This is a genomic window from Roseovarius sp. A-2 (assembly GCF_002072155.1).
Lineage (GTDB): Bacteria > Pseudomonadota > Alphaproteobacteria > Rhodobacterales > Rhodobacteraceae > Roseovarius.
The window spans coordinates 592,511-616,763 of sequence record NZ_BDIY01000001.1; the positions used below are offsets into that span (position 1 = coordinate 592,511).

The 24,253-nt window shown below is 64.4% G+C and carries 28 protein-coding genes; 18 read left to right on the forward strand and 10 right to left on the reverse strand.

Translation table 11 applies throughout. The annotated features are described in order from the left end of the window. The first annotated feature begins 78 nt into the window (after nucleotides 1–78). From BHD06_RS02920 to BHD06_RS23585, 4 genes are all read left to right on the forward strand, one after another. The gene (locus tag BHD06_RS02920) at nucleotides 79–669 is read left to right on the forward strand and encodes a TetR/AcrR family transcriptional regulator (protein WP_080455450.1); all 591 of its coding nucleotides are present in this window, start codon (nucleotides 79–81) and stop codon (nucleotides 667–669) included. Nucleotides 670–929: 260 nt separating this feature from the next. Then, the gene (locus BHD06_RS02925; RefSeq protein ID WP_080455451.1) at nucleotides 930–1,871 is read left to right on the forward strand and encodes a sulfurtransferase; all 942 of its coding nucleotides are present in this window, start codon (nucleotides 930–932) and stop codon (nucleotides 1,869–1,871) included. A gap of 10 nt (nucleotides 1,872–1,881) precedes the next feature. After that, entirely contained in the window at nucleotides 1,882–3,015 is a 1,134-nt protein-coding gene (locus BHD06_RS02930; protein ID WP_080455452.1) for a YeeE/YedE family protein, read from the forward strand. After that, a complete protein-coding gene (locus tag BHD06_RS23585) occupies nucleotides 3,012–3,188 on the forward strand; it encodes a hypothetical protein (RefSeq protein WP_176214265.1) in 177 nt (58 codons plus the stop codon). Before BHD06_RS02930 ends, BHD06_RS23585 begins: the two co-directional genes overlap by 4 nt. A gap of 31 nt (nucleotides 3,189–3,219) precedes the next feature. Here BHD06_RS23585 and mnmA read toward each other — a convergent pair whose 3' ends face one another. Further along, entirely contained in the window at nucleotides 3,220–4,365 is a 1,146-nt protein-coding gene (gene mnmA, locus BHD06_RS02935; protein WP_080455453.1) for a tRNA 2-thiouridine(34) synthase MnmA, read from the reverse strand. A gap of 126 nt (nucleotides 4,366–4,491) precedes the next feature. Between mnmA and BHD06_RS02940 the strand changes: the two genes are divergently transcribed. The 6 genes from BHD06_RS02940 (at nucleotide 4,492) to BHD06_RS02960 (ending at nucleotide 11,313) form a co-directional block, all read left to right on the forward strand. After that, nucleotides 4,492–4,770 carry a DUF1153 domain-containing protein gene (locus tag BHD06_RS02940; RefSeq protein WP_080455454.1) on the forward strand — a complete coding sequence of 93 codons (279 nt, stop codon included), beginning with the start codon at nucleotides 4,492–4,494 and terminating at the stop codon, nucleotides 4,768–4,770. Nucleotides 4,771–4,865: 95 nt separating this feature from the next. Next, nucleotides 4,866–5,582, forward strand: a complete 717-nt coding sequence (gene ctrA, locus BHD06_RS02945; protein ID WP_080455455.1) for a response regulator transcription factor CtrA — start codon at nucleotides 4,866–4,868, stop codon at nucleotides 5,580–5,582. Nucleotides 5,583–5,678: 96 nt separating this feature from the next. After that, nucleotides 5,679–7,814, forward strand: a complete 2,136-nt coding sequence (gene ligA, locus BHD06_RS02950; RefSeq protein WP_080455456.1) for an NAD-dependent DNA ligase LigA — start codon at nucleotides 5,679–5,681, stop codon at nucleotides 7,812–7,814. Further along, complete coding sequence (gene recG, locus BHD06_RS02955; protein WP_080455457.1) at nucleotides 7,811–9,901, forward strand: ATP-dependent DNA helicase RecG; 2,091 nt, start codon at nucleotides 7,811–7,813, stop codon at nucleotides 9,899–9,901. Before ligA ends, recG begins: the two co-directional genes overlap by 4 nt. Before the next feature lie 107 nt (nucleotides 9,902–10,008). Further along, nucleotides 10,009–10,131 carry a hypothetical protein gene (locus BHD06_RS24165; protein ID WP_254892284.1) on the forward strand — a complete coding sequence of 41 codons (123 nt, stop codon included), beginning with the start codon at nucleotides 10,009–10,011 and terminating at the stop codon, nucleotides 10,129–10,131. Between the two features lie 324 nt (nucleotides 10,132–10,455). Continuing rightward, nucleotides 10,456–11,313, forward strand: coding sequence for a hypothetical protein (locus tag BHD06_RS02960; RefSeq protein ID WP_080455577.1), 858 nt, complete (start codon nucleotides 10,456–10,458; stop codon nucleotides 11,311–11,313). Nucleotides 11,314–11,359: 46 nt separating this feature from the next. Here BHD06_RS02960 and BHD06_RS02965 read toward each other — a convergent pair whose 3' ends face one another. Further along, entirely contained in the window at nucleotides 11,360–12,859 is a 1,500-nt protein-coding gene (locus BHD06_RS02965; RefSeq protein ID WP_080455458.1) for a CoA-acylating methylmalonate-semialdehyde dehydrogenase, read from the reverse strand. Nucleotides 12,860–12,961: 102 nt separating this feature from the next. Here BHD06_RS02965 and BHD06_RS02970 point away from each other — a divergent pair, with 102 nt between their 5' ends. From BHD06_RS02970 to coaD, 3 genes are all read left to right on the forward strand, one after another. Next, nucleotides 12,962–13,858, forward strand: a complete 897-nt coding sequence (locus BHD06_RS02970; RefSeq protein WP_080455459.1) for a LysR family transcriptional regulator — start codon at nucleotides 12,962–12,964, stop codon at nucleotides 13,856–13,858. A 58-nt stretch (nucleotides 13,859–13,916) separates the two neighbouring features. Further along, on the forward strand, nucleotides 13,917–14,351 hold the full coding sequence (locus BHD06_RS02975; protein ID WP_080455460.1) for a CBS domain-containing protein: 435 nt from the start codon (nucleotides 13,917–13,919) through the stop codon (nucleotides 14,349–14,351). A 62-nt stretch (nucleotides 14,352–14,413) separates the two neighbouring features. Then, on the forward strand, nucleotides 14,414–14,905 hold the full coding sequence (gene coaD, locus BHD06_RS02980; protein WP_080455461.1) for a pantetheine-phosphate adenylyltransferase: 492 nt from the start codon (nucleotides 14,414–14,416) through the stop codon (nucleotides 14,903–14,905). Here coaD and gap (BHD06_RS02985) read toward each other — a convergent pair whose 3' ends face one another. From gap (BHD06_RS02985) to gap (BHD06_RS02995), 3 genes are all read right to left on the reverse strand, one after another. Further along, nucleotides 14,906–15,910 carry a type I glyceraldehyde-3-phosphate dehydrogenase gene (gap, locus tag BHD06_RS02985; RefSeq protein ID WP_080455462.1) on the reverse strand — a complete coding sequence of 335 codons (1,005 nt, stop codon included), beginning with the start codon at nucleotides 15,908–15,910 and terminating at the stop codon, nucleotides 14,906–14,908. A gap of 123 nt (nucleotides 15,911–16,033) precedes the next feature. Continuing rightward, nucleotides 16,034–16,177 carry a hypothetical protein gene (locus tag BHD06_RS23590; protein WP_176214266.1) on the reverse strand — a complete coding sequence of 48 codons (144 nt, stop codon included), beginning with the start codon at nucleotides 16,175–16,177 and terminating at the stop codon, nucleotides 16,034–16,036. 72 nt (nucleotides 16,178–16,249) lie between these two features. Beyond that, complete coding sequence (gap, locus tag BHD06_RS02995; protein WP_080455464.1) at nucleotides 16,250–17,251, reverse strand: type I glyceraldehyde-3-phosphate dehydrogenase; 1,002 nt, start codon at nucleotides 17,249–17,251, stop codon at nucleotides 16,250–16,252. A gap of 313 nt (nucleotides 17,252–17,564) precedes the next feature. On the opposite strand from gap (BHD06_RS02995), the gene BHD06_RS03005 reads away from it, so the two are divergent. Genes BHD06_RS03005 through BHD06_RS03020 form a run of 4 tightly spaced genes read left to right on the forward strand, consistent with a single transcriptional unit; the run spans nucleotide 17,565 to nucleotide 20,905 of the window. Further along, nucleotides 17,565–18,488, forward strand: a complete 924-nt coding sequence (locus BHD06_RS03005) for a branched-chain amino acid ABC transporter permease (RefSeq protein ID WP_080455466.1) — start codon at nucleotides 17,565–17,567, stop codon at nucleotides 18,486–18,488. Then, complete coding sequence (locus BHD06_RS03010; protein WP_080455467.1) at nucleotides 18,485–19,468, forward strand: branched-chain amino acid ABC transporter permease; 984 nt, start codon at nucleotides 18,485–18,487, stop codon at nucleotides 19,466–19,468. The genes BHD06_RS03005 and BHD06_RS03010 overlap by 4 nt, the downstream gene beginning before the upstream one ends. Beyond that, nucleotides 19,461–20,219 carry an ABC transporter ATP-binding protein gene (locus BHD06_RS03015; RefSeq protein ID WP_080455468.1) on the forward strand — a complete coding sequence of 253 codons (759 nt, stop codon included), beginning with the start codon at nucleotides 19,461–19,463 and terminating at the stop codon, nucleotides 20,217–20,219. Before BHD06_RS03010 ends, BHD06_RS03015 begins: the two co-directional genes overlap by 8 nt. Further along, a complete protein-coding gene (locus BHD06_RS03020; RefSeq protein ID WP_080455469.1) occupies nucleotides 20,216–20,905 on the forward strand; it encodes an ABC transporter ATP-binding protein in 690 nt (229 codons plus the stop codon). Before BHD06_RS03015 ends, BHD06_RS03020 begins: the two co-directional genes overlap by 4 nt. Here BHD06_RS03020 and BHD06_RS03025 read toward each other — a convergent pair. Further along, nucleotides 20,890–21,597: a CbiX/SirB N-terminal domain-containing protein gene (locus BHD06_RS03025; RefSeq protein ID WP_080455470.1), complete on the reverse strand. Its 708-nt coding sequence runs from the start codon at nucleotides 21,595–21,597 to the stop codon at nucleotides 20,890–20,892. The genes BHD06_RS03020 and BHD06_RS03025 overlap by 16 nt on opposite strands. A gap of 27 nt (nucleotides 21,598–21,624) precedes the next feature. Next, nucleotides 21,625–21,963: a TraR/DksA C4-type zinc finger protein gene (locus tag BHD06_RS03030; RefSeq protein ID WP_080455471.1), complete on the reverse strand. Its 339-nt coding sequence runs from the start codon at nucleotides 21,961–21,963 to the stop codon at nucleotides 21,625–21,627. 85 nt (nucleotides 21,964–22,048) lie between these two features. Between BHD06_RS03030 and cysE the strand changes: the two genes are divergently transcribed. Next, nucleotides 22,049–22,885, forward strand: a complete 837-nt coding sequence (cysE, locus tag BHD06_RS03035) for a serine O-acetyltransferase (protein ID WP_080455472.1) — start codon at nucleotides 22,049–22,051, stop codon at nucleotides 22,883–22,885. A gap of 40 nt (nucleotides 22,886–22,925) precedes the next feature. Here cysE and BHD06_RS03040 read toward each other — a convergent pair whose 3' ends face one another. Genes BHD06_RS03040 through BHD06_RS03050 form a run of 3 tightly spaced genes read right to left on the reverse strand, consistent with a single transcriptional unit; the run spans nucleotide 22,926 to nucleotide 24,243 of the window. Continuing rightward, entirely contained in the window at nucleotides 22,926–23,537 is a 612-nt protein-coding gene (locus tag BHD06_RS03040; protein ID WP_080455473.1) for a hypothetical protein, read from the reverse strand. 28 nt (nucleotides 23,538–23,565) lie between these two features. Further along, nucleotides 23,566–23,730, reverse strand: a complete 165-nt coding sequence (locus tag BHD06_RS03045) for an aa3-type cytochrome c oxidase subunit IV (protein ID WP_254892285.1) — start codon at nucleotides 23,728–23,730, stop codon at nucleotides 23,566–23,568. Between the two features lie 60 nt (nucleotides 23,731–23,790). Continuing rightward, entirely contained in the window at nucleotides 23,791–24,243 is a 453-nt protein-coding gene (locus BHD06_RS03050; protein ID WP_080455475.1) for a DUF6173 family protein, read from the reverse strand. Between the last annotated feature and the right edge of the window lie 10 nt (nucleotides 24,244–24,253).

Here is a 24,253-nt window from a genome sequence, read left to right on the forward strand (position 1 = left end):
TACTTTACTGCCACTCTTTGCCCGGAAAGGGCAAGCAGGGGCTTTGATCTGAACGTATGTTCAGTTAAGTCGGCAGGTATGGCACGCACCCAAGGCTCGCATTCCGACATCACCGGTCCGCGCATCCGCGCGGCGGCGCTCTCGTTATTTGCGCGTCATGGCTATGCTGCCGTCTCGATGCGGCAGATCGCGGGTGAGGTGGGGGTGCAGGCCGGTGCGCTTTATAATTATACGCCGGACAAGCAGACGCTGCTGTTCGATCTGATGCGCACGCATATGGAGGATTTGCTGGAGGCCTGGGATGCCGAAGCCCCGCAGCGGGGCGGGGCAATGGCGCAACTCGAGGCGTTTACCCGGTTTCACATCCGCTTCAACATCCTTCGCGCCGAGGCGGTCTTTGTCTCCTACATGGAGTTGCGTAATCTCGGCCCGGAGAATTTCGAAGTGATCGAGGGGCTGCGGCGGGACTACGAGACCCGGCTCGAGGCGATTCTGCGGACAGGTGCCCAGGACGGCATAATGGCAGTCTCCGAGCCGCGCATCGCCAGCATGGCGCTGATCGCCATGTTGACCGGAGTGAATACCTGGTATCGTGAATCGGGCCGTCTGTCGCTGACGCAGGTCGAGGCGGTCCATTGGGACATGGTGCGCCGGTCGGTGACGGGGTAAACCGGGGAAAGGGACCTGTGCAGGTTCGTGAGGGGCCTGGCCCGGAGCGACACGTCGCGTGACGGCCCCGGTGCGGTGCATGGCGACCGCTGCGGGGCAGATCGCGCGGGCGACGCGGCGGGTTCCCAAGGGACCTCTGAATCGTGGGCATCTGCCGGGCGCGGTGAAGCGGCTGTGAGACCATGCGCCCTTGTTGCCCCCCGGAGAGTGGAATAGATTAAGCGCAACGCGACATGTCCGCGACATGAAAGGAGCCTGCCATGTTCTGCCTTATCCGCAATGCCTGCCTTGCCGGGGCGATGGCCGTTATGCCCGTCAGCGCGCAGGCACAATTCGGCCCGCTGCTGGAGCCCGGCGAGCTGCGCGCAGCACTTGATGCAGGCGCGCCGGTCGTGCTCGATATCCGGGGCGAGGGAACTTATGAGGAGGGCCATGTGCCCGGCGCGCTGAACGCGCCCTATGGCCTGTTTCGCGGCCCGTCGGACAATCCCGGCAAACTGGTCTCTGAGGGTCATCTGACCGAGGTGCTGCGTGGCCTTGGTATCGACGCGGACGACCGCGTGGTGGTCGTGCATCAGGGCAGCAATCAGACCGATTTCGGGGCTGCGGCACGGGTCTACTGGACGCTGAAATCGAGCGGAGTCAGCTCGCTTGCAATCCTCAACGGCGGCATGAACGGCTGGGCCGAAACCGGCGAACAGGTTGCCAAGGGCAAGGCCCCGAGCGTGACCCCGAGCGAGATCACCGTCAGTTTCTCGGACACGTGGCTGGCCACGCGCGAGGATGTGCAGGCCATCGTCAACGGCGAGGAGCAGGCCGAGCTGATCGACGCCCGCCCCGAGAATTTCTGGAAGGGCGAGACCAAGCACGGGGCCGCCGCGATGCCCGGCACCCTGCCGCAATCGCGCTATTTCACCCATGACCGCTGGTTCGGAAAAGACGAGCCTGCGCGCATCAAGCCGGAGTTGATCCGTCAGTTGGCTGCTGAAAATGGTTTTGAGCAGGGTGACAGGCTGGTGTCGTTCTGCAATACCGGCCATTGGGCCGCGACCAACTGGTTCGCACTGAGCGAGGTGGCGGGCATAGACGGCGTGCGCATGTATCCTGAATCCATGGTCGGCTGGTCGAACGCGGGTTACGAGATGGCAAATGTGCCGGGTCTTTTCCGCAACATGATCAACAAGATCACCGGCAAGTACTGAGAGCGGGACCATGAGCAGCACGACCGCCGCCCCCGCGCCCCAAGACACCGCACCGGGCGGGCTGTCGCGGGGCCTCATGATTTTGTTTGTGCTCGCGCTGGTGCTGGCCGTGGCGCTCTTTGCGGGGCCGCGTTTCGGCGTGGTGCTGCTGATCGGACTGGGCTTCGGGCTGGCGCTCGAAGGGTTCCGCTTCGGCTTTACCGGGCCGTGGCGGCGGATGATCCTGGAGCGCGACGCCTCGGGGCTGATCGCGCAATTGATCTGCATCGCGATCGTGGCGCTTGCGGCGTTTCCGCTGCTGGCGGCGAACGGGGCCGAGTTGAAGGGCGCGCATGCGCCTGTGGGCCTTGCCATGATCGGCGGGGCCTTTGTCTTCGGCGCGGCGATGCAGGTGGTTCTGGGTTGCGGGTCTGGTACGCTGGTCAATGCCGGAAGCGGCAATGCCGTGGGCGCGGTCGCGCTGCCATTCTTTGCCATCGGCAGTTTCGGCGGGGCCTATCACCTGTCGTGGTGGACCTCTCTGGGCAGCCTGCCGGTGGTCGCGCTTGAGGGGACGCAGGGCCTGATGATCACGCTGTCGGGGCTGGCGGCAGTGGCGGGTCTGGCGCTGCTCATTGGGGTCAAGGGATCACACAGGCTGCCGCGCCGCTACTGGGGTGCGATTCTGGTGCTGGCGGGGCTGGCGATCCTGCATCTGATGGTGGCGGGCCAGCCCTGGGGCGTGGTTTACGGGCTGGGCCTGTGGGTCGCCAAGGGCGTGGTGGCCATGGGCGGCGATCTGTCGGGCTCGACCTTTTGGGCGGCCCCGGGCAATGCCGCGCAGGTTCAGGCGAGCCTGCTCACGGATATCACCTCGCTCACCGATCTGGGGCTGATCGGTGGCGCAGCGCTCGTGGCGTGGTGGAGATCCGGGCTGGCCTCTCCGGTCGGCAAGCTTCCGGCGCGGGCGTGGGCTGCGGTGATCATTGCGGGGCTCGTGCTGGGCTATAGCTCGCGGTTGGCCTTCGGGTGCAATATCGGCGCGTTCTTCAGCGGGATCGGCACCGGCTCTGCGCATGGCTGGGTGTGGTTCATCGCGGCCTTTGCGGGGTCCTGGGTAGGCATCCGGCTGCGCCCCATGCTGGGGCTGGAGGCGACGCGATGATCCGCCGGAATGTAACGCTATTGGTGGCGCTAGGTGTGGCGGGGCTTCTGGCGCTCGATCATGCGCATTCGCAGCCGCTCAACCCCTATACGGCGCCGCCTATGCTGGCGCTCGGATCAGGATTGGCCGCGACGGGCGGGCATTGCGCCGCCCCGCCGCCGCCCGTGCAATAACGGCGGGCGATGGCTTCTGTGGTGGGGCCGGTCAGTATCCCCGCCAGATCCAGCCACCACCCAGAACGCGGCTTCCTTCGGGGGCGTAGAACACGCAGGCCTGACCGGGTGAGACGCCTTCCTCTGGGGTGAGCAACTCGACCTCTGCCTCGGTCTCGGAGAGCGGGCGCAGCACCGCGTCGCGCGGGGGGCGGGTGGAGCGGACCTTGACCATCACGGGCCATTCGGCGCGCGATGTGAGGGCTTCGTCACCCAGCCAGTTGATCTCGCGCAGGGGCACGCGGCGGGTGGCCAGCATGTCCTTGGGGCCGACGATCACGCGGTGCTGGTCGACATCGAGGCGCACCACGTAGAGCGGTTCTTCCAGCCCGCCGATACCGAGGCCGCGGCGCTGGCCGATCGTGTAGTGGATGACGCCGTCATGCCTGCCCAGAACCCGCCCGTCGGTATGCACGATCTCGCCCGGCTCGGCGGCACCGGGGCGCAGTTTCTCGATCACGCTGGCATAGTTGCCGTTCGGCACAAAGCAGATGTCCTGGCTGTCGGGCTTGTCGGCCACTTGCAGGCCGTATTGCGCCGCCAGCTCCCGCGTGGCCTGCTTGGAGGGCAGGTGGCCAAGCGGGAAGCGCAGGTAGTCAAGCTGCTCCGGCGTGGTGGAGAACAGGAAATAGGACTGGTCGCGCGCGGCGTCGGTGGCGCTGTGCAACTCAGGACCATGCGCGCCCATCTTGCGCTGGATGTAATGACCCGTCGCCATGCAATCGGCATCGAGATCGCGGGCGGTTTCGAGCAGGTCCTTGAATTTCACCCGCTCGTTGCAACGGATGCAGGGCACCGGCGTGGCCCCTGCTAGATAACTGTCGGCAAATTCGTCGATCACAGCATCGCGAAAGATGTTTTCGTAATCGAGGACGTAATGCGGAAAACCCAGATCCTCGGCCACGCGGCGGGCGTCGTGGATATCGACACCGGCACAGCAGGCACCCTTTTTGGCCAGTGCCGCGCCGTGATCGTAGAGTTGCAGGGTGACGCCCACGACATCATAGCCCTCTGACGCCAGGTGTGCTGCCACGACGGAACTGTCGACGCCACCCGACATGGCGACGACAACGCGCGTCTCGGCCGGGCTTTTGGCAAAGCCCAGGGAATTGAGGGGGGTGTCGCGGTCAAGTGCCATTCGGGGTCTCCGGTCGGGTCTCGCAGAATATAGGAAAATCCTAACTACTCTCAAGCCCCGGTTTCACCGGTCGTTAAGGGCGATCGCGGCATTTTAACGGCCAGTGGTCAGAAAGGGGTGATAGCGATGTATCTCAAGAAAGTCGGAGGGCCAAGAGCGGTGACGCTGCCGGATGGCACGGTGTTCAGCCGCGCCGACCTGCCGCCGCCGGACACGCGGCGCTGGGTGTCGTCACGCAAGCTCGCTGTGGTGCGGGGAGTCGCCTATGGGTTGATTTCTCAGTCTGAGGCGCTACGCACTTATGGGTTGAGTGAAGAGGAGTTCCTTGGTTGGTTGACCGCAGTGGAAAATCACGGTCAGGACGCGCTCAAGGTAACGTTACTCAAGGCATATAGACAACCTTGAAGTGCGTGCGCAAAATGTTCCGGTGACGGTAACGCTAGGTTAACCATTTATGGCCAGTCTTGCGGGGAAGCCTGCACGATGAATGGAGAAGCCTAATGCGTGTATTACTGGTCGAGGACGATCCCACTACCTCGAAGAGCATCGAGATGATGCTGACCCATGCCAATCTCAATGTCTACACCACCGATCTGGGGGAGGAGGGGATCGATCTGGCGAAACTTTACGATTACGATCTGATTCTGCTGGACCTCGGCCTGCCGGACATGAACGGGCATGAGGTGCTGCGCCAATTGCGTCTGGCGCGGATCGCGACGCCGATCCTGATCCTGTCGGGGGCCGACGATACCGAGAACAAGATACGCGGTTTTGGCTTTGGTGCCGATGACTATCTGACCAAACCGTTCCATCGCGAGGAACTGGTGGCGCGCATTCATGCGATTATCCGTCGATCCAAGGGGCATTCGCAATCGATCATCCGCACCGGCAAGATCAACGTCAATCTCGACGCCAAGACCGTGGATGTGGCGGGGCAGACTGTGCATCTGACCGGCAAGGAATACCAGATGCTGGAATTGCTGAGCCTGCGCAAGGGCACGACCCTCACCAAGGAGATGTTCCTGAACCATCTCTATGGCGGCATGGACGAGCCGGAGTTGAAGATCATCGACGTGTTCATCTGCAAACTGCGCAAGAAGCTGACCGTGGCGACGGGGGGCGACAATTACATCGAGACGGTCTGGGGCCGGGGCTATGTGCTGCGCGATCCCGAGCCGAGCGAGATGGAGGGTAGGCCGCTGGCCATCGGGGCCTGAGCGCAACCTGATCTCTGGACCTCCGATCGCGCTGGCCCTATCACTCTGACAGGGCGGGGCGCGCAGCCCCGCAACCGCCAGCGCGATGAGGGGCCGATGAGCGACACGACAGAGGGCGCGGATCTTGGCGTCGAGGAGCTGACCGAGGCACAGGCGCGGGCGGAGCTGGCGCGGCTGGCGCAGGTTCTGGGCACGGCCAATACCGCATATCACACCGATGACGCGCCCGAGATCAGCGACGCGGAGTATGACGCGCTCAAGGCGCGCAATGCCGGTATTGAGGCGCGGTTCCCGGACCTCAAGCGCGCCGACAGCCCGTCGGATCAGGTGGGTGCTACCCCGGCGGAGGGCTTTGCCAAGGTTCGCCACAGCATCCGTATGCTCAGCCTCGGCAATGCGTTCGAGGACGCCGATATCACCGAGTTCGACACCCGTATCCGGCGCTATCTGGGTCTTGGTGAGGATGCGCCCCTTGCCTATACGTCGGAGCCCAAGATCGATGGGCTGAGCCTGAGCCTGCGCTATGAGGGTGGCGAACTGGTGCAGGCCGCAACGCGCGGCGATGGCGAGGTGGGCGAGAACGTCACCGCCAATGCCCGCACCATCGCGGATATCCCCGAGCGGCTGGAGGATGCCCCTGCAGTGCTGGAGGTGCGTGGCGAGGTCTATATGAGCCACGAGGATTTCGATGCGCTTAACGCCCGGCAGGCCGCGCGCGGGGCCAAGACCTTCGCCAATCCGCGCAATGGCGCCGCCGGATCGCTGCGGCAACTCGATTCCACCATCACCGCCGCGCGCCCGCTCCGGTTCTTCGCCTATGGCTGGGGCGAGGTGTCGGCCCCGCTCTCCGACACGCAGATGGGCGCGGTCGAGCGGCTGGCGAGCCTCGGCTTCTCCACCAATCCGCTGACCCGGCTTTGCGATGGCCCCGCCGCGCTGCTCGCCCATTATGCCGAGATCGAGCAGGCCCGTGCCACGCTGGGCTATGACATCGACGGGGTGGTCTACAAGGTCGATGACCTGGCACTTCAGGCGCGGCTGGGGTTCCGCTCGACCACGCCGCGCTGGGCGATCGCGCATAAATTCCCGGCTGAGCTGGCATGGACGCGGCTGGAGGCGATCGACATTCAGGTCGGGCGCACCGGCGCGCTGAGCCCCGTCGCGCGGCTGACGCCGGTGACGGTGGGGGGCGTCGTTGTCAGCAACGCTACCCTGCACAACGAAGATTACATTGCCGGGCGCGACAGCAAAGGCGGGGTGATCCGAGACGGCAAGGATATCCGCGTGGGCGACTGGGTGCAGGTTTACCGCGCGGGTGACGTGATCCCGAAAGTCGCCGATGTGGATCTGTCGAAGCGGCCAGAGGGGGCGGAGGTTTACGTCTTTCCCACCACCTGCCCGGAATGTGGCAGCGAAGCGGTGCGCGAGGAGGGCGACGCGGTGCGGCGCTGCATGGGGGGGCTGGTTTGCCCCGCGCAGGCGGTGGAAAAGCTCAAGCATTTCGTCAGCCGCGCGGCCTTTGACATCGAAGGCCTCGGGGCCAAGCAGGTCGAGCAGTTCTACCGCGATGGCTGGATTGCGGAACCCGGCGATATTTTCACTCTCCAAGAGCGCTTTGGCAGCGGCCTGCAGCAGTTGAAGAACCGCGAGGGCTGGGGCGAAAAGAGCGCGAATAACCTCTTTGACGCAATTGAAGAAAAACGGAAAATCCCCTTCGGGCGGCTGCTCTTTGCGCTCGGTATCCGGCATGTGGGCGAGCAGGCGAGCAACCTGATCGCGCGCAATTATGGCCGCTGGGAGGAGTTTACGGCGGCCATGGATGGCGCGGCGGGCTTCGAGGGCCCGGACTGGGAGCGTCTGCTGGGCATCGACGGCGTGGGCGAGGTGCTGGCGCGCAGCTTGGTCGGGGCCTTTGCCGAAGACAACGAGCGTACGAGCATCGACCGGCTGGTCAAGCATCTGACGGTCGAGGCCGCCGCCGCGCCCGACACGTCAGGCAGCCCGGTGGCGGGCAAGACGGTGGTCTTTACCGGCACCCTCGAGAAGATGACCCGCGCCGAGGCCAAGGCGCGGGCCGAGGCCCTGGGCGCCAAGGTCTCGGGCAGCGTCAGCGCGCGCACCGATCTGCTGGTGGCGGGGCCGGGGGCGGGATCGAAGGCCAAGAAGGCCACTGAGTTGGGTATCGAAACGGTGGACGAGGACGAGTGGCTCGCTCTCATCGGGGACGCATGAGCGGGCGACCCGAGATCCTGTTTCCGCTCTTTGCGGGGCTCGACACGCTGGCAGGGGTGGGGCCGAAGACCGCGCAGACCCTCGCGGCATTGGACATCACCCGCCCGCGCGACCTGATCTTTACCCTGCCGCATTCGGGCGTTGACCGGACGCGGCGCGCCACCGTGCAGGGGGCCGAGATCCCTGGCGTGGTGACGGTTGAGGTGACGGTCGGACAGCACCGACCCAACACGCGCAAGGGCGGGCCTTACCGCGTCGTGGTCGAGGATGCCGCCACGAGTTTTCAGCTGGTCTTCTTCCGCAGTCAGGGCGATTACCTCAAGCGGGCTCTGCCGACCGGCGCGCGGCGGGTGGTCTCGGGCAAGGTGGAGCTGTTCGACGGGGTCGCACAGATGGTGCACCCGGATCATGTGCTGCCGCTTGACGATGCGGGCGAGATCCCCGCGTTCGAGCCGGTCTATCCGCTGACCGCAGGCATCACGCAGCGCACGATGGCCAAGGCGGCGCAGGCGGCGCTGACCCGGGTGCCGGACCTCGCGGAATGGATCGACCCGGTGCAAAAGGCGCAGGCGGGCTGGCCCGATTGGGCGTCGGCGGTGCGCGCCGCGCATGCGCCCGCGCGGGCGCATGATCTGTCTCCCGCGCATCCGGCGCGCGAGCGGCTGGCCTATGACGAGTTGATGGCGCATCAGCTGACGCTGGCGCTCGCACGGTCCAAGCTGCGCCGGGCCAAGGGGCGCGCGACGGTGGGCACCGGTACCTTGCAGGCCCGTGTGCTCGACGCGCTGCCCTATGCACTGACCGGCGCGCAGACCCGCGCGATTGCCGAGATTGCGGGCGATATGGCGTCGCAGATGCGGATGAACCGGTTGCTTCAGGGCGATGTCGGCGCGGGCAAGACGTTGGTCGCGTTCAAGGCGCTGCTGATCGCCGTCGAGGCGGGCGGGCAGGGGGTGATGATGGCCCCGACCGAGATCCTCGCGCGGCAGCATTTGCAGGGGTTGCGGCCCCTGGCAGCGAGCGCTGGCGTGGTGCTGGAGATCCTCACGGGCCGCGACAAGGGGGCAGAGCGGCGCGCCAAGCTGGCCGCGTTGAGGCGCGGCGATATCCAGATCCTCGTGGGCACACATGCGGTCTTTCAAAAGGATGTGGAATTTGCCGATCTGCGGCTGGCCATCGTCGATGAGCAGCACCGTTTCGGCGTGCGGCAGCGTCTGGAACTGGGCCGCAAGGGTGCGCAGGCGGATGTGCTGGTGATGACGGCGACGCCGATTCCGCGGAGCCTCGCCTTGGCGCAATATGGCGATATGGATGTCAGCGTGCTGGATGAAAAGCCGCCCGGACGCAAGCCGATCAAGACCGCGCTGGTCAATATGGGGCGGATCGACGAGGTGGTCGATCACCTGCGCCACGCCATTGCCGAAGGGCGGCAGGCCTATTGGGTCTGCCCGCTGGTGGAAGAGAGCGAGGTGGTGGATCTTTCGAGCGCCGAGGAGCGGTATCAAAGGTTGCGCGCGGGGTTCGGCGAGGGGGTTGTCGGGCTGGTGCATGGCCAGATGCCGCCCGAGGACAAGGATGCCGCCATGGCTGGTTTTCAGCGGGGCGAAACCAGCGTGCTGGTGTCGACCACGGTGATCGAGGTGGGGGTTGATGTGCCCAATGCCTCGATCATGGTGATCGAGCGCGCCGAAAGTTTCGGCCTCGCGCAGCTTCACCAGTTGCGGGGCCGCGTCGGGCGCGGTGAGGCGGCCTCGACCTGTCTTCTGATGTATCAGGCCCCGCTGAGCGAGGGCGGTGCCAAACGGCTGGAGACGATGCGCGACACCGAAGACGGGTTTCGCATAGCCGAGGTCGATCTGGAGATGCGCGGTGCGGGTGACCTGATTGGCACGGCGCAATCGGGCCTGCCGAAATTTCGCGTGGCGGACCTCGAGGCGCAGGCAGCGCTGATGGCGGTGGCGCAATCGGACGCGCGCAAGCTGTTACATGACGATCCGGATCTGGAGGGGGAACGCGGGCAAGCGGCGCGTGTTCTCTTGTGGCTGATGGAACAGGATCAGGCGATCCGTTTGTTATCAGTCGGTTAGGCGGTGTGTTCCGATAGGTCCACAAATGTTCTTATAAAGTTCTTTACAGCGCATTGGAAATATGAGAACAAATGAGCAACAGAACGGAGTTCAGGAGGAACCACCCCATGTTGCACCAGATCAAGACCGCCGCGATCCGCGCGCAGGATACGATTGTCGGCGATGCCATCGGGGCGGCCGCGTTGATGGTGACGCTGATTGGCGCGCTCTACCTGCCCGGAATGTTCTGACAGCGTTTTACCAGGTTTCTGCCTGGCGGGTCCGCCCTCTGGCCCTTCGTGCGCCGCCCCACTGTCCCAAATCGGGGAGGTGTACGCACTGCCTGTCCCAACCGGTTTTCGGGGTTTGCCTCAGTCCCCCCGAATATCGTCAGAGGATGAGGACCCGCCGCACCTTGCCGCCGCCGTTCGCTGGAACGTGCGGCGGTTTTTTTTGCTGGGGTTTCGGGGTCGGATTTGGCTGCTCTCTGAAAGGTTGTGCGGCACGCGTGTCTGTGGTCTTTTGAGGGAAGAGCGGTGGAGATGGCTTGCCGCGATCTCATGGAGGAAGGCGCAATGTCCGACGAACATGCGGTCGCGGTGGCGGTGATCCACGGAATGGGCAGCCAGGGCGACAAGCCACAACAGGATAACGAAATCAGCTTTTCCCGCGATCTGTACAGGGGTGTGCGCCGCCGCATCGGCGAGGACCGCTTTGACAATTTCGTAGGCTGGCGTGAGATATTCTGGTCTCACATCCTGCAAGAGCGCCAGCAGGAGTACATTTCCAAATCACTGGATGGTCAGGCGCATTGGCTTGAAACCCGCGGTTTCGTCATGCACCGTCTGGCCGATGCGGCGGCCTATCGCTGGGAGAAGGGTAATCATTCCTTTGTCTATCCGGCCATCCACGAGCGGGTGTCGCATGCGCTTGCCCATCTTGAGGATGTGACCGGCGGCGCTGCGCCGCTCATCGTGCTGGCGCATTCACTGGGCGGGCATGTCATGTCCAATCATATCTGGGATATTCAGAAGAAACATACGACAGCGCCGACCCCGTTTCAGCGCTGCGAAACGATGGCGGCCTTCGTCACCTTTGGCTGCAATATCCCGATTTTCACCTTCTCCTGCGCCAATGACGAGGTGAAGGCGATCTCGCGTCCCGGCACGCGCATCCCGCCTGATCACAGATTCAACCCCTGGTGGGTCAACTTGAACAGCCGCAACGATATTCTGGGCATGCCGCTGGCCGGTGCGGGAAAGGGCTATGCCGATCTCGAAAAGGCCGGGGAACTCGATGAGCGTTGGATAAGCGCGGGCAACCCGCTGACCGCTTGGAACCCGCTCTCGCATAATGCCTATTGGAAAGATGGCGATGTTCAGGCCATCATAAAGACCCTGATCGAACGTGCGATGAAGATCGGGACGGTCTGAGCGGGACGGCGCGCCCGCCCCGGCCCGAAGGCCGGGGCGCAAGCGGTCACTCCATCGGTTTGAAGTTGAACTCGCCGCCGTCCTTGATGCCCGAGGGCCAGCGCGACGTGATGGTCTTGGTACGGGTGTAGAACTTGAACGCGTCCGGGCCGTGCTGGTTGAGATCGCCAAAGGCCGATTTCTTCCAACCGCCAAAGGTGTGATACGCGAGCGGCACCGGGATCGGCACGTTGATGCCGACCATGCCGATATTGATCCGGTTGGCGAAATCGCGCGCCGCGTCGCCGTCGCGCGTAAAGATCGCGGTGCCGTTGCCCATCTCGTGATCCATCGCCAGCTTGAGCGCTTCTTCGTAGCTGCCCGCGCGCACGGTCGAGAGCACGGGGCCGAAGATTTCCTGCTGGTAGATGTCCATATCCGGCGTCACCCGGTCAAAGAGGTGCGGGCCGACAAAGAAGCCGTCCTCGTAGCCCTGCAAGTTGAAATCGCGGCCATCGACCACGAGTTCCGCACCCTGATCAATGCCCGATTGCACCAGCCCGAGGATCTTTTCCTTGGCCGCTGCGGTCACCACGGGGCCGTAATCCACGTCATCGCCCGCCGTGTAGGGGCCGACTTTCAGCTTTTCGATACGCGGCACCAGTTTCTCGATCAGCCGGTCGGCGGTCTCATCGCCCACCGGCACGGCCACGGAAATCGCCATGCAGCGTTCGCCAGCCGCACCATATCCCGCGCCGATCAGCGCATCGGCGGCCTGATCCATATCGGCATCGGGCATCACGATCATGTGGTTCTTGGCCCCACCGAAACACTGCACGCGCTTGCCCTGCGAGCAGCCGGTGCCATAGATATATTCGGCGATGGGGGTCGAGCCGACAAAGCCGATCGACTGGATCACGTCATTGTGGAGGATCGCATCGACCGCGACCTTGTCGCCGTTGACCACTTGCAACAGGCCCTTGGGCAGGCCCGCCTCTTCCATCAGTTCGGCCAGCATCAAGGGCACCGAGGGGTCACGCTCGGACGGCTTGAGGATGAAGGCGTTGCCGCAGGCCAATGCCGGCGCGAACATCCACAACGGGATCATTGCGGGGAAGTTGAAGGGCGTGATGCCCGCCGTCACGCCAAGCGGCTGACGCATGGAATACATGTCGATGCCGGGGCCCGCGCTATCGGTGAATTCGCCCTTGAGCATCTGCGGCGCGCCGATGCAGTATTCGACCACTTCCAGACCACGCTGAATGTCACCCTTGGCATCGGGGAAGGTCTTGCCGTGCTCGCGGCTCAGTGCCTCGGCCAGCTTGTCCATGTCGCGGTTGAGCAGATCGACGAATTTCATCATCACCCGGGCGCGGCGCTGCGGGTTGGTGGCACCCCATTTGGGCTGGGCGGCCTGTGCGGCCGCGACCGCCTGTTCTAATTCCTCGACGCTGGCCAGCGGGCATTTGGCCTGCACCTCGCCAGTGGCGGGGTTGAACACGTCGGAAAACCGGCCGGACGTGCCTTTGACATGTGCGCCGTTGATATAATGGGTCAGTTCTAGCATTTGGGGTCCTCCTTCAGGGTTGCGCGCAGGGTAGTCTTGCAAAACTCAGGGGAAAAGAGGCAATATTCCAAAAGCGATTTGCGTTTTTGCAAAGGGAGCACCATGCAACCGCATTGGGACGATATCCGGATATTCCTGGCCGTGGCACGGGCCGAGAGCCTGTCGGGGGCGGGCCGCGCGCTGCGCATTGACCCGGCCACGGTGGGCCGCCGCGTGGCGCGGCTTGAGGAAGAGATCGGCGCGCCGCTTTTCGCCAAATCCCCCACCGGCTATGCGCTGAGCGAGGCGGGCGGGCGACTGATGGCGCATGCGATACGCGCCGAACAGGCGATACAGACCGCCGCCGAGGACATGGCGGGGCAGGCGGGCAGCATGTCTGGGCAGATCCGCATCGGCGCGCCCGATGGCTGCGCCAATTTCCTGTTGCCGCAGGTCTGCGCCGCCATCGGGGCCGACAATCCCGATCTGGAAATCCAGATCGTCGCACTGCCGCGCGTCTTCAACCTGACGCGGCGCGAGGCCGATATGGTGATCGCCGTCAGCCCGCCGACCGCTGGGCGGCTCACGGTGCAGAAAGTGACCGATTACCGGCTGCATCTGGCGGCCTCGGCCCGGTATTTACGGCGCGCGTCGCCCATCGAGACGCTTGCCGACCTGCGCGGTCACCGGATGGTGGGTTATATTCAGGACATGATCTTTGACAAGGAACTCGACTATCTCAGCGAGGCCGGGGTGGAGCGGGTGAGCCTGGGGTCGAACTCGGTCTCGGTGCAGCTTCACTGGGTGCGGCAGGGCGGTGGCATCGGCGTGCTGCACGATTTCTCGCTGCCCTGGGCGCGCGGTGTGCGCCGTATCCTGACCGATCAATTCACCCTCACGCGCAGTTTTTACCTTGTGCGCCATGCCGATGATCGTCGGCTGGAACGGCAGAACCGCTTTGCCGCCGCCCTTGCCGATGGAGTACGGCAGGAGGTTGCCCGGCTGGAGGCGCGCGGTTGACAAAAATTTTGTTCTGTATCACGCTGATTTGAGGATATTTTGTTTCGGAGGATACGTCATGCTGGTCCAGCAAATCCTGAAATCCAAAGGCGACGGCGTGGTGATCACGATCACCCCCGAGACCAAGGTCTCTGAGGCGGCACAGACGCTGGCGGAACGACGGATCGGCGGCCTCGTGGTGTCGCGCGACGGCGAAACCGTCGATGGAATCCTCTCGGAGCGCGATATCGTGCGCAGCCTTGCGGTGCGCGGCACCTCCTGCATGACCGAAACCGCGTCCGAGATGATGACCCGCAACCCGGTCTGCTGCTCGCGCCACGACAGTTCCGACGCGGTGCTGACCCGGATGACCGACGGCCGCTTTCGCCACATGCCGGTGGTAGAGGATGGCAAGCTGGTGGGCATCGTCACCATCGGTGATGTGGTCAAGGCACGGCTCGAAGAGCTGTCGATGGAGAAGAACGCGCTGGAAGGCATGATCATGGGCTACTAGGGCTTGCATTCAGCCATGCAATATTGTTGCGTGCGCTTCGACTGTAACAAAGGAGCGGCCCGATGCGCATAGCCCTCTATCCCGGCACGTTCGATCCGATCACGCTCGGGCATGTCGATATCATCCGCCGGGCGGCGATTCTGGTGGACCGGCTGGTGATCGGGGTGGCGATCAACCGCGACAAGGGCCCGCTTTTTTCATTGGAAGAGCGCGTCGCGATGATCGAGGCCGAGGCCGAGGCGCTCAGCGCCGAGACCGGCACCGAGATCGTCGCGCATCCGTTCGAGAACCTGCTGATCAACGCGGCCCATGACGTCGGCGCGCAGATCATCGTGCGCGGCCTGCGGGCGGTGACGGATTTTGAGTATGAATTCCAGATGGTCGGCATGAATCGCGCGCTCGACAACTCGGTCGAGACGGTGTTCCTGATGGCCGATGCCAACCATCAGGCCATCGCATCGAAACTGGTCAAGGAGATCGCCCGGCTTGACGGGGACGTCACGAAATTCGTCCCCCCCGCCGTGAAACAGGCGCTGTTGGCCAAACTTTCCTGATCAACCGAGATGCCTGCCCATTTCGGCGGCCACATCCAGCATGCGGTTGGAGAATCCCCATTCGTTGTCATACCAGGCCAGAACCCGGCACATGCGGGCGTCCATCACCCTGGTCTGATCGACCGCGAAGATGCTGCTATGCGGGTTGTGGTTGAAATCCGATGACACGAGTTCGCGGCGGGTGACGTTGAGCACGCCGTTCAGCGGGCCATTTGCCGCCGCCTGCATTGCGGCGTTGATTTCGTCCGCATCCGTGTCGCGCGCGGCCTCGAATGTCAGGTCCACGACGCTGACATTCGGGGTGGGGACGCGAATGGCGGTGCCATCCAGCCGCCCGTCAAGCGCAGGCAGCACCAGCCCCACGGCGCGCGCCGCCCCGGTTGTGGTGGGGATGATGTTCAGCCCCGCCGCCCGTGCGCGATACAGATCCTTGTGCATGGTGTCGAGCGTCGGCTGATCGCCGGTATAGCTGTGAACCGTGGTCATGAACCCACGAGTGATGCCGATGCTCTCGTGCAGAACCTTGGCCGCGGGGGCGAGGCAATTGGTGGTGCAGGACGCGTTCGAGACAATCACGTCCTCTGCGGTCAGCTCACCATGGTTCACCCCGTAAACCACCGTGCGATCCGCGCCCTTCGAGGGGGCCGAGACCAGCACGCGCCTGGCACCGTTTGCCAAATGCGCGGCGGCCTTGTCACGGTCGGTGAAGATGCCCGTGCATTCCAGCACCACGTCGATATCGCCCCAGGGCAATTCGGCGGGGTCGCGCATCGCCGTCACGCGGATCGGTCCGCGCCCGACGTCGATGCCGTCCACGGTGGTGGTGACGGTGCCGGGAAAACGGCCATGCACGCTGTCGAATTCCAGCAGATGTGCGTTGGTCTCGATCGGGCCGAGATCGTTGATCGCCACGATCTCGATGTCATCGCGCCCGGTTTCCACCAGCGCGCGCAACACGTTGCGCCCGATGCGGCCGAACCCGTTGATTGCCAACCTGAGTGTCATGGCCTGTCCTCCTGATATGATGGGATATAGCGAAAGTTAGCGCTAACATTTGTGCGCGAACATAAACGAAATTCGAAACCTGTCAAATCACCGAGTTTTGAGCGGGAAGGCGATCAGCGTTAATCAGCGCCAGAAGGCGAGATACTCAACAAATTCGATGAACTTGCGCCCCAGAAAGACGAGACCCGCGCTGTCGTTTCGGATCATGTCGAAGCCGAGGCCGGCCACGATGATCAGCCCGAGAATGATCGCGATCCGGTTGGTCATGGCGTGGCTTTCGAATGAAAAGGTCCGGCCGGGTATGCCCGACAGGACCAAATCGCGCAAGGGCGCGGGAATTTACTGTAGTCGGCCCATGGCCACGGCCACGTCGGCCATGCGGCACGAAAAGCCCCATTCGTTGTCGTACCAGGCCAGCACCCGTACCAGCCGCTTGCCGGTCACCTTGGTTTGGTCGGGTGCGAAGATCGAGCTTTCCTCGGTGTGGTTGAAATCGACGCTGACCTTGGGCTCGGGATCATAGGCCAGCACGCCTTTCATCGGCCCTGCGGCCGCGGCGGCGACAACCTCGTTCACGTCGGCCTTGGTCACGTCGCGCTGCGCCACGAAGGTCAGATCGACAGCCGAGACATTGGGCGTCGGCACCCGGATGGCCGATCCGTCAAGACGCCCCGCCAGTTCCGGCAGCACCTCGCCAAGCGCCTTTGCGGCCCCGGTGGATGTGGGAATCATCGACATTGCCGCCGCGCGGGCGCGATATAGGTCGTCGTGCCGCCGGTCGAGGGTGGGCTGATCGCCGGTATAGGCGTGGATCGTGGTCATGATGCCGCTTTCGATGCCGATGCCCTCGTGCAGTACCTTTGCGAGCGGTGCCAGGCAATTGGTGGTGCAGGAGCCGTTCGAGATCATTCGCTCGCTCGCCTGCAACATGTCGTGGTTGACGCCGTAGACCACCGTGCGATCCACGTTCTTGCCAGGGGCCGAGAGCAGCACCTTGCGCGCGCCACGCTCCAGATGGGTCTTGGCGGTCAGCCCGTCGTTGAACTTTCCGGTGCATTCCATCACCACATCCACGCCGTCCCAGTCGAGCGCGGTCATGTCATAGGTCGAATACATCTCGATCGGGCCGCGGCCCAGATCTATCGTGTTGCCCTCGACGGTGATCGGATGAGCAAAGCGGCCATGCACGCTGTCATAGCGCATCAGATGCGCGGCAGTGTCGATCGGGCCGGTGGCGTTGACCTTGACGACCTTGATATCGTTGCGCAGGCTTTCGGAAATATGCGCCAGCGTGGCGCGACCGATGCGGCCGAAACCGTTGATACCGACGGTGATGGTCATGGGCGACTCCTGATCCGGGATTTGGCGGCGGTATAGACCCAAGCGGGCCGGGCTGAAAGATGGAAGTGGTGCGTTTTCGTTGGTTATTCAGCATGTTAGCGATAACCGTTATCGCAAACCTATGCACGAGACAGGTGGTTGCGCTAACACCCGGCCCCGCCAGCGTCACCGCTGACGGCATGACCGCAGTTGCACATATCGCTCAATCCGCTATCCACATGCGGCGGCGGGGCATTATCGCGACCGCAGGGGAGACACGAAAGAAAATGAAGGCCATGGCGATCACGAGACAGGCGCGCAGGGCGGGGGCCGTATGTCCCTGATCCTGCTGGTCGAACAGGCGCTCAACGGGCTGCAACTGGGGGTCATGCTGTTTCTGATGGCCGCCGGCTTGACGCTGATCTTCGGCGTCATGGGCCTGATCAACCTCGCGCATGGCTCGCTCTACATGGTGGGGGCGTTCGCGGCGGCGGCGGTGGCGGGGCTGACCGGCTCGTTCCTGCTGGCACTGGTGGCCAGCCTCGCGGCGGCCGCACTGGCCGGGGTGATCGTCGAGATGACGGTGATCCGGCGGCTCTATGACCGCGACCATCTCGATCAGGTGCTGGCCACTTTCGCGCTGATTCTCATCTTCTCGGAAGGCACGCGCTGGCTCTACGGCTCGGTGCCGCTCTATCTCGACCGGCCCGACTGGCTGTCGGGGACGGTGACGCTGCCCCTCGGTATCGAATATTCCGCCTATCGTCTGGCGCTGATCGGCGCGGGGCTGGCGGTGGCGGCGGGGCTGTTCTGGATGATCGCACGCACCCGCATCGGCATCCAGATCCGTGCGGGCGAGAATGACCGCGAAATGATCGGCGCATTGGGCGTCAATATCTCGGCGCTCTACACGCTGGTCTTTGCTCTCGGCGCGGCACTGGCGGGGCTGGCGGGCGCGCTCATCGGCGCGATTCAATCGGTGCAGGTCGGCATGGGCGAACCGGTGCTGATCCTCGCCTTCGTGGTCATCGTGATCGGCGGCATCGGCTCGATCAAGGGGGCTTTGGTAGGCGCGATCCTCGTCGGCATGACCGACACTTTGGGCCGGGTTCTGCTGCCACAGGCGTTTGCCCTCTTCATGGACGCCTCATCGGCCACCACAGCAGGCTCGGCGCTGGCCTCGATGGCGATCTACCTGCTCATGGCCGGTGTGCTTCTCTTTCGGCCCAAGGGCCTTTTCGGCGGGGCAACGGCATGAGGCGCGAGGTGATGCTCAACGCGGCCCTTCTCCTGGGTCTGCTGGCGATCCCGCTCTGGGCGTGGATGGTCGATGAGCCCTTTACCATCACCCTCGTCACCCGCGCCGTGATCCTCGCCATCGCGGGCGTCGGGCTCAACGTGGCGCTTGGGCTGGGCGGTCTGGTCAGCCTCGGGCATGCGGCCTTCTTCGGCCTTGGTGGCTATGCCATGGGCATTCTCGCCTATCACGCGCAGACCTACATCCCGCTGATCGAGATGCCGGTCCTGATCGAGGGCACCAAGTCGATGCCCGTCATCTGGCTGGTGGCAATCCTCGTCAGCGCGCTGGCGGCGCTGGCCATCGGCGCGCTCAGCTTGCGCACCACCGGGGTCTATTTCATCATGATCACCCTCGCCTTTGGTCAGATGTTCTATTATTTCGCGATCTCCTGGCCCGCCTATGGCGGCGAGGACGGGCTGTCGATCTACGTCCGCAACGGCATGGCGGGGCTCAACACGATGGACCCGCTGACGTTCTTCGCGATCTGCTATGCGCTGTTGCTGCTGGTGCTCTTCATCGTCTCGCGCCTTGCCGCCTCGCCCTTCGGACTGATGCTGGGGGCCGCCCGGCAAAATCCCGCCCGGGTCGAGGCGGTGGGGCAGGGGCCATACCGCCTGTATCTCACGGCCTTCGTCATCTCGGGCGCGATCACCGGCCTCGCGGGCGCGCTTTTTGCCGATCTCAACCGCTTCGTCAGCCCTGTGATGCTGTCCTGGCAGACCTCGGGCGAGATCATGGTTTTCGTGATCCTCGGCGGGGTCGGGCGCGTCTTCGGCCCGGTCGCGGGGGCCGCGCTTTTCATCGCATTGGAACATTGGCTGGGCGGGCTGAGCGAGTACTGGCACATCTATCTCGGTGCGATCCTGCTCGGCGTGGTGCTCTTCGCGCGCGGTGGCATCTATGGCCTGATCGCGGGGCGCGGGGTGGCGCATGACTGAGCCGGTGATCGACGTGCGGGGCATCACCAAGGCGTTCGGCGGGCTGCTGGCGAGCGACGACATCACGCTCGACCTGCGCCCTGGCGAAATTCACGCCCTCATTGGCCCCAATGGCGCGGGTAAGTCCACGCTGATCGCGCAGATCGCGGGCGCGCTGCGCCCCGATCAGGGGCAGATCTGGCTGAACGGTCAGGACGTGACCGCTCTCGACACCCCCGCCCGCGCGCGGCGCGGCTTGGGCCGCACCTTCCAGATATCCTCGCTGGCGATGGACTACACCGTATTGCAGAACGCAATGATCGGCGCGCTCGGGCGGCGCGGCGACGTGATGCGGTTTCTGCGCCCCGTGATGCGCGACGCGTCCCTGCGCGAGGCGGCAGAAACCGCACTCGATCAGGTCGGCCTGTCGGAATTCCGCGCGTTGCGCACGGCGGACCTGTCGCACGGTCAGCGGCGGCAGCTGGAACTGGCCGTCGCCCTCACGCTCACCCCCCGCGCCTTCGTCATGGACGAGCCGATGGCGGGCCTTGGCGCCGAAGGCTCAAAGCGGCTGATCACCTTCCTCTCGGAGTTGCGCGCCCGCACGCCCATTCTACTGGTCGAGCACGACATGGATGCGGTCTTTGCCCTTGCCGACCGGATTAGCGTGCTGGTGGGTGGACGCATCATTGCCACTGGTCCGGTGGCAGAAATCCGCGCCAACGAGGAGGTGCGTCGCGCCTATCTCGGGCAAGAGGACGCCCAGCCATGAGCCTGCTCACCCTCTCGCATATCTCGGCCTTCTATGGCCCCTCGCAGGCGCTGTTCGATGTCGATCTGACGCTGGACGGGGGCGAGGTGCTCGCCCTTCTGGGGCGCAACGGTATGGGCAAATCCACCACGATCAAGGTGATCTGCCGCCTGCTTCGCCATCGCGGCGGCATGGTCGTGTTCGACGGGCAGGATATGGCCCGCCTGCCCAGCTACCGCGCGGCGCGCGCAGGCATCGGCCTTGTGCCAGAGGGGCGGCGCTGCTTCACCAACCTCACGGTCGAGGAAAACCTGATCGCCGCCGCTCGCCCGGGCGAGTGGGACCTTGCCCGCGTCGCGGGGCTCTTTCCTCGGCTGCGCGAACGGCGCGCGCAATCGGCGGGCTCGCTCTCGGGCGGCGAGCAGCAGATGCTCGCCATCGGGCGGGCGCTGATGACCAACCCGCGCCTGCTGGTCCTCGACGAGGCGACAGAGGGGCTGGCACCCGTAGTGCGGCAGGAAATCTGGGCCGCCATCGCCCGGCTCAAATCCGAAACCGGCATGGCGCTGATCGTGGTCGACAAGTCGCTGGCCGAACTCGGTCGCATCGCCGACCGCGCCGTGGTGCTGGAAAAGGGCGTCTCGGTCTGGTCCGGTGCTTTTGCCGCGCTCTCGCCCGCGCTGACCGACCGTTATCTGGGCGTCTGAGCGGCCTCGGCCTGCAATGCGCGCGCCACCAGCGCAGGCACCCCCGGCGCGCAGCCTATGGGTTCAAGCCGAACGCCCTGAAACCCGGCCCGGTCCAGCGCCTGGGGGATGTCGTCGATCACATGGCCCAAGACCGCGGCAAAGAACGGCAGGCAGATCGCCCGTGCGCCCAGCCCCGCCGCCTGATCCGCCAGATAAGGCGGCTCCTCGACAAAGCCCACGCGCATCTCGGCAAAGCGCATTCGCGCCGCTACGGCGTCGGCAAAGGCCCGCGTGTCGCGCGCCGAATTCGGGCTGCGGCCTGATCCGTGCCCGGCGATGAAAAGCTGCGTCTCGCCCGCCTGCCAGCCGCGCCCGGCCAGCACGTGGCGCAAGAGGTCAGCCGCGAGATCGGGCAACTCGGACGACACGCCAAGCGGGCGCAGCACCCGCGCCTGCGGTGCCTCGCTCAGTCGTTTTCGCAGGTTGTCGCCGGTAAACCAGCCCTCGGTCATGAAGAGCGGATAGACCAGAGGGGCAGGGCCCGCCGCGTCCAGCGCGGCATCGAGCGCGCCGGGTTTTGCCAATGTTGCCGCCCCCACATGCCAGCCGGGCAGGGCGTCCGCAACCTGCGCGTTGAACCGCTCCAGATCGACCTGCGCCGGATCGGGGTCAGAGGGTTGTCCGTGGCTCACGATGATGGCGGCGGGCATCGGCGTCTCCTTGCAAGTCTCGGTATCTCAGCCACTGGCACAGGAAATGCAACGCGGCGCGGCGGGGTCAAGCCGCAACCGCCCCTCGGCGATCTCCTCGCCGCAATCCTCGCAATAGCCGAACTCCCCCTCGTCGATCCGCGCGAGCGCTGCCATCAGCCGCCTTTGCTCGGCCTGCCGCCTTGCATGCCCCGCCTTGGCCATGGCCTGATTTTGCAACGCATCCATGCGGCTCAGTCGCCCGACGGCCTGCTGATCCAGCTCTACCGTCGCCTGCCCGTCGCGCCCGCGCGCGTCGTCCTGCTCCAAATCCGCCAGAAGGCTCTCGATCAACGCCCGGAATTCCGTAACACGTGTTTCATTCATTCTGTTGATCCCCCCTGTCACGCCTTTGCATTTTACGCCCCATGCCTATCTGCTATACTGAACCCCATCCAGAGGAGCATGAGCCGTGGCACATACCAAGACCAAACTGGCCGAATTCGATCCCGTCTGGGCGCGTATCGCCCGCGAGTCCGAGACCGCGATCAGTGACGAGCCGCTTCTGGGCGGGCTCATCCATTCCAGCATTTTGCATCATGGCGATTTCGAATCGGCGCTGGCCTACCGTATCTCTCTCAAGCTCGGCTCGCGCGAGATGCCCGAGCAGATCCTGCGCGAAATATGTGACAAGGCGCTGGCCTCGGACGACATGATCGGGCTGGCGGCGCGCGCCGATATCGTGGCGGTGAACGACCGTGATCCGGCCTGCGACCGATTCCTGCTGCCGCTCCTGTTCTTCAAGGGGTTTCAGGCAATCCAGGCCTACCGCATCGCGCATTGGCTGTGGGATGCCGGGCGCTATGATCTGGCACGGTTTTTCCAGATGCGCTGCTCCGAGGTGTTCGGCGTCGACATTCACCCCGCCGCCCGCATCGGCAAGGGCATCATGATCGACCACGCGCATTCCATCGTCATCGGTGAGACGGCGGTCGTGGGCGACAATGTTTCTATGCTGCATTCGGTGACATTGGGCGGCACCGGCAAGGAAGAAGAGGACCGCCACCCCAAGATCGGCAACGGGGTGCTCATAGGCGCGGGTGCCAAGGTGCTGGGCAATATCAAGGTGGGCAATTGCAGCCGCATCGCCGCAGGCTCGGTCGTGCTCGAAGAGGTGCCGCCGTGCAAGACCGTGGCCGGCGTGCCCGCCAGGATCGTCGGCGAGGCCGGCTGCGATCAGCCGTCGGTGAGCATGGATCAACTCATGGGCGTGCGCGGCGCCACCGAGGACGAAAACGTGCAGGACTGATCGCCGCCGGTTCCGGCAATGATGCGCGCCCGGCGGCGGGTTACTGCGCTGCGGCGCGGGTCGGGTTCCATTCGGCGAGGACATTGGAATTGTCGTCGCCGTCATATTCGTAAAGCTTTTCCTCGGTCACGCCGGTGATCTTGCCGAAATCTGCGGCGGTCTTGCGCGGGAACCATGAGCTGCGCACCTGTCCAGGAAAAAGCTCGCCGAGGATGCGTGAGGTCGCAAGCGCGCATTGCGAGGGGGCCACCGGACCGTTGGCCTGCACCAGTTGCATGGCGCGCGCAGCCAGTTCCGGTGACACATCAAGGCGTTGGATCTGCACGTGATAGGTCTTGCGTGCGTGGTAGCGCGTGTAGACATCGGCGACCTGCGGCGTGATGCCATAGAGCACGTCGTGACGCTCGGGGATCGTCTCGTGGTGGAAGCTGCCGGCCGGGTCGAAGATCACCCGCTGCGCGCCGTTGATCATCAGCGAGGTATGCATGCCCGCGCCGGACTCGTTGTTGATCATGGTGAAGACTGTCAGGCGCGGCGGACCTTCATGCCGGTAGGCGGCACGCGTCACAGCCTCGTCCGGGGCCCAGACCGCCTCGGCGGCACAGCCTGCCAGAATCCCCGTGGCGACAAGCGCCAAAACCAGTACCCGCATCACATTCGCCCGTATTCGGGGTGCTGGATCAGCCGTTGACCGCTGCAATGAAGAGCAGGAGCACGACGACCACGCCCGCCGACCAGGTCACGGACTTGATGAAGCCCTCGAATGTCTTCTCCTGTACGTCGGTATTCATCTCACCATGCTTGTGCTCGGCCATGTCGCGTGTTCCCTTGTTCGCTGAACCCATGTTTCCGCCCGTGATTACTGCATTCGCCGCCGCCTGTCACGCCCCAAGCTGTCGCAGTTCTCAGCCCTGTTCGAGATCCTGCGCGAGGCGAAAGCCGATGCGCATCGGGGCCTCGGCCGGAGCCTTTTTCGGAAGGGCGCGGAGCATCACATTCAACTGACTGACATGCTGCACCAGTTGCGTGCGCATGCCCATCTGATCCTGCCCGTAAAAGGTGATGATGTCGGGATCGAAATAACCCATCCCCTCGATCCGGATCACGCCCGCATCGCCACCGGCGAATCCCATGGCGACCTCGTGTTCCTCGTCCAGCGTCTTCTCGAAGTTCTGGATATAGAGGATCAGCCGTTCATAGGCCCATTGCGCGACGCTCTTGCCATCGACCGGCTGTTGCGCAAGCGATTTGGCGGCGCTGTCTATACAGGGTTGGTCGGGGTCGGAATGCACCTCGTGGGCGCGCGGCATCGCCGCGGCTTCGGCATGTTCGGCGCTGGTGTCGATCTCGTTCCCCATCAAGTTTTCT

Excerpts from the sequence above, each read along its gene's own strand:
- BHD06_RS02920 (WP_080455450.1), top strand. The coding sequence starts at position 79 with ATGGCACGCACCCAAGGCTCGCATTCCGACATCACCGGTCCGCGCATC.
- BHD06_RS02925 (WP_080455451.1), top strand. The coding sequence starts at position 930 with ATGTTCTGCCTTATCCGCAATGCCTGCCTTGCCGGGGCGATGGCCGTT.
- BHD06_RS02930 (WP_080455452.1), top strand. The coding sequence starts at position 1,882 with ATGAGCAGCACGACCGCCGCCCCCGCGCCCCAAGACACCGCACCGGGC.
- BHD06_RS23585 (WP_176214265.1), top strand. The coding sequence starts at position 3,012 with ATGATCCGCCGGAATGTAACGCTATTGGTGGCGCTAGGTGTGGCGGGG.
- mnmA (WP_080455453.1), bottom strand. The coding sequence starts at position 4,365 with ATGGCACTTGACCGCGACACCCCCCTCAATTCCCTGGGCTTTGCCAAA.
- BHD06_RS02940 (WP_080455454.1), top strand. The coding sequence starts at position 4,492 with ATGTATCTCAAGAAAGTCGGAGGGCCAAGAGCGGTGACGCTGCCGGAT.
- ctrA (WP_080455455.1), top strand. The coding sequence starts at position 4,866 with ATGCGTGTATTACTGGTCGAGGACGATCCCACTACCTCGAAGAGCATC.
- ligA (WP_080455456.1), top strand. The coding sequence starts at position 5,679 with ATGAGCGACACGACAGAGGGCGCGGATCTTGGCGTCGAGGAGCTGACC.
- recG (WP_080455457.1), top strand. The coding sequence starts at position 7,811 with ATGAGCGGGCGACCCGAGATCCTGTTTCCGCTCTTTGCGGGGCTCGAC.
- BHD06_RS24165 (WP_254892284.1), top strand. The coding sequence starts at position 10,009 with ATGTTGCACCAGATCAAGACCGCCGCGATCCGCGCGCAGGATACGATT.
- BHD06_RS02960 (WP_080455577.1), top strand. The coding sequence starts at position 10,456 with ATGTCCGACGAACATGCGGTCGCGGTGGCGGTGATCCACGGAATGGGC.
- BHD06_RS02965 (WP_080455458.1), bottom strand. The coding sequence starts at position 12,859 with ATGCTAGAACTGACCCATTATATCAACGGCGCACATGTCAAAGGCACG.
- BHD06_RS02970 (WP_080455459.1), top strand. The coding sequence starts at position 12,962 with ATGCAACCGCATTGGGACGATATCCGGATATTCCTGGCCGTGGCACGG.
- BHD06_RS02975 (WP_080455460.1), top strand. The coding sequence starts at position 13,917 with ATGCTGGTCCAGCAAATCCTGAAATCCAAAGGCGACGGCGTGGTGATC.
- coaD (WP_080455461.1), top strand. The coding sequence starts at position 14,414 with ATGCGCATAGCCCTCTATCCCGGCACGTTCGATCCGATCACGCTCGGG.
- gap (WP_080455462.1), bottom strand. The coding sequence starts at position 15,910 with ATGACACTCAGGTTGGCAATCAACGGGTTCGGCCGCATCGGGCGCAAC.
- BHD06_RS23590 (WP_176214266.1), bottom strand. The coding sequence starts at position 16,177 with ATGACCAACCGGATCGCGATCATTCTCGGGCTGATCATCGTGGCCGGC.
- gap (WP_080455464.1), bottom strand. The coding sequence starts at position 17,251 with ATGACCATCACCGTCGGTATCAACGGTTTCGGCCGCATCGGTCGCGCC.
- BHD06_RS03005 (WP_080455466.1), top strand. The coding sequence starts at position 17,565 with ATGTCCCTGATCCTGCTGGTCGAACAGGCGCTCAACGGGCTGCAACTG.
- BHD06_RS03010 (WP_080455467.1), top strand. The coding sequence starts at position 18,485 with ATGAGGCGCGAGGTGATGCTCAACGCGGCCCTTCTCCTGGGTCTGCTG.
- BHD06_RS03015 (WP_080455468.1), top strand. The coding sequence starts at position 19,461 with ATGACTGAGCCGGTGATCGACGTGCGGGGCATCACCAAGGCGTTCGGC.
- BHD06_RS03020 (WP_080455469.1), top strand. The coding sequence starts at position 20,216 with ATGAGCCTGCTCACCCTCTCGCATATCTCGGCCTTCTATGGCCCCTCG.
- BHD06_RS03025 (WP_080455470.1), bottom strand. The coding sequence starts at position 21,597 with ATGCCCGCCGCCATCATCGTGAGCCACGGACAACCCTCTGACCCCGAT.
- BHD06_RS03030 (WP_080455471.1), bottom strand. The coding sequence starts at position 21,963 with ATGAATGAAACACGTGTTACGGAATTCCGGGCGTTGATCGAGAGCCTT.
- BHD06_RS03040 (WP_080455473.1), bottom strand. The coding sequence starts at position 23,537 with ATGCGGGTACTGGTTTTGGCGCTTGTCGCCACGGGGATTCTGGCAGGC.
- BHD06_RS03045 (WP_254892285.1), bottom strand. The coding sequence starts at position 23,730 with ATGGGTTCAGCGAACAAGGGAACACGCGACATGGCCGAGCACAAGCAT.
- BHD06_RS03050 (WP_080455475.1), bottom strand. The coding sequence starts at position 24,243 with ATGGGGAACGAGATCGACACCAGCGCCGAACATGCCGAAGCCGCGGCG.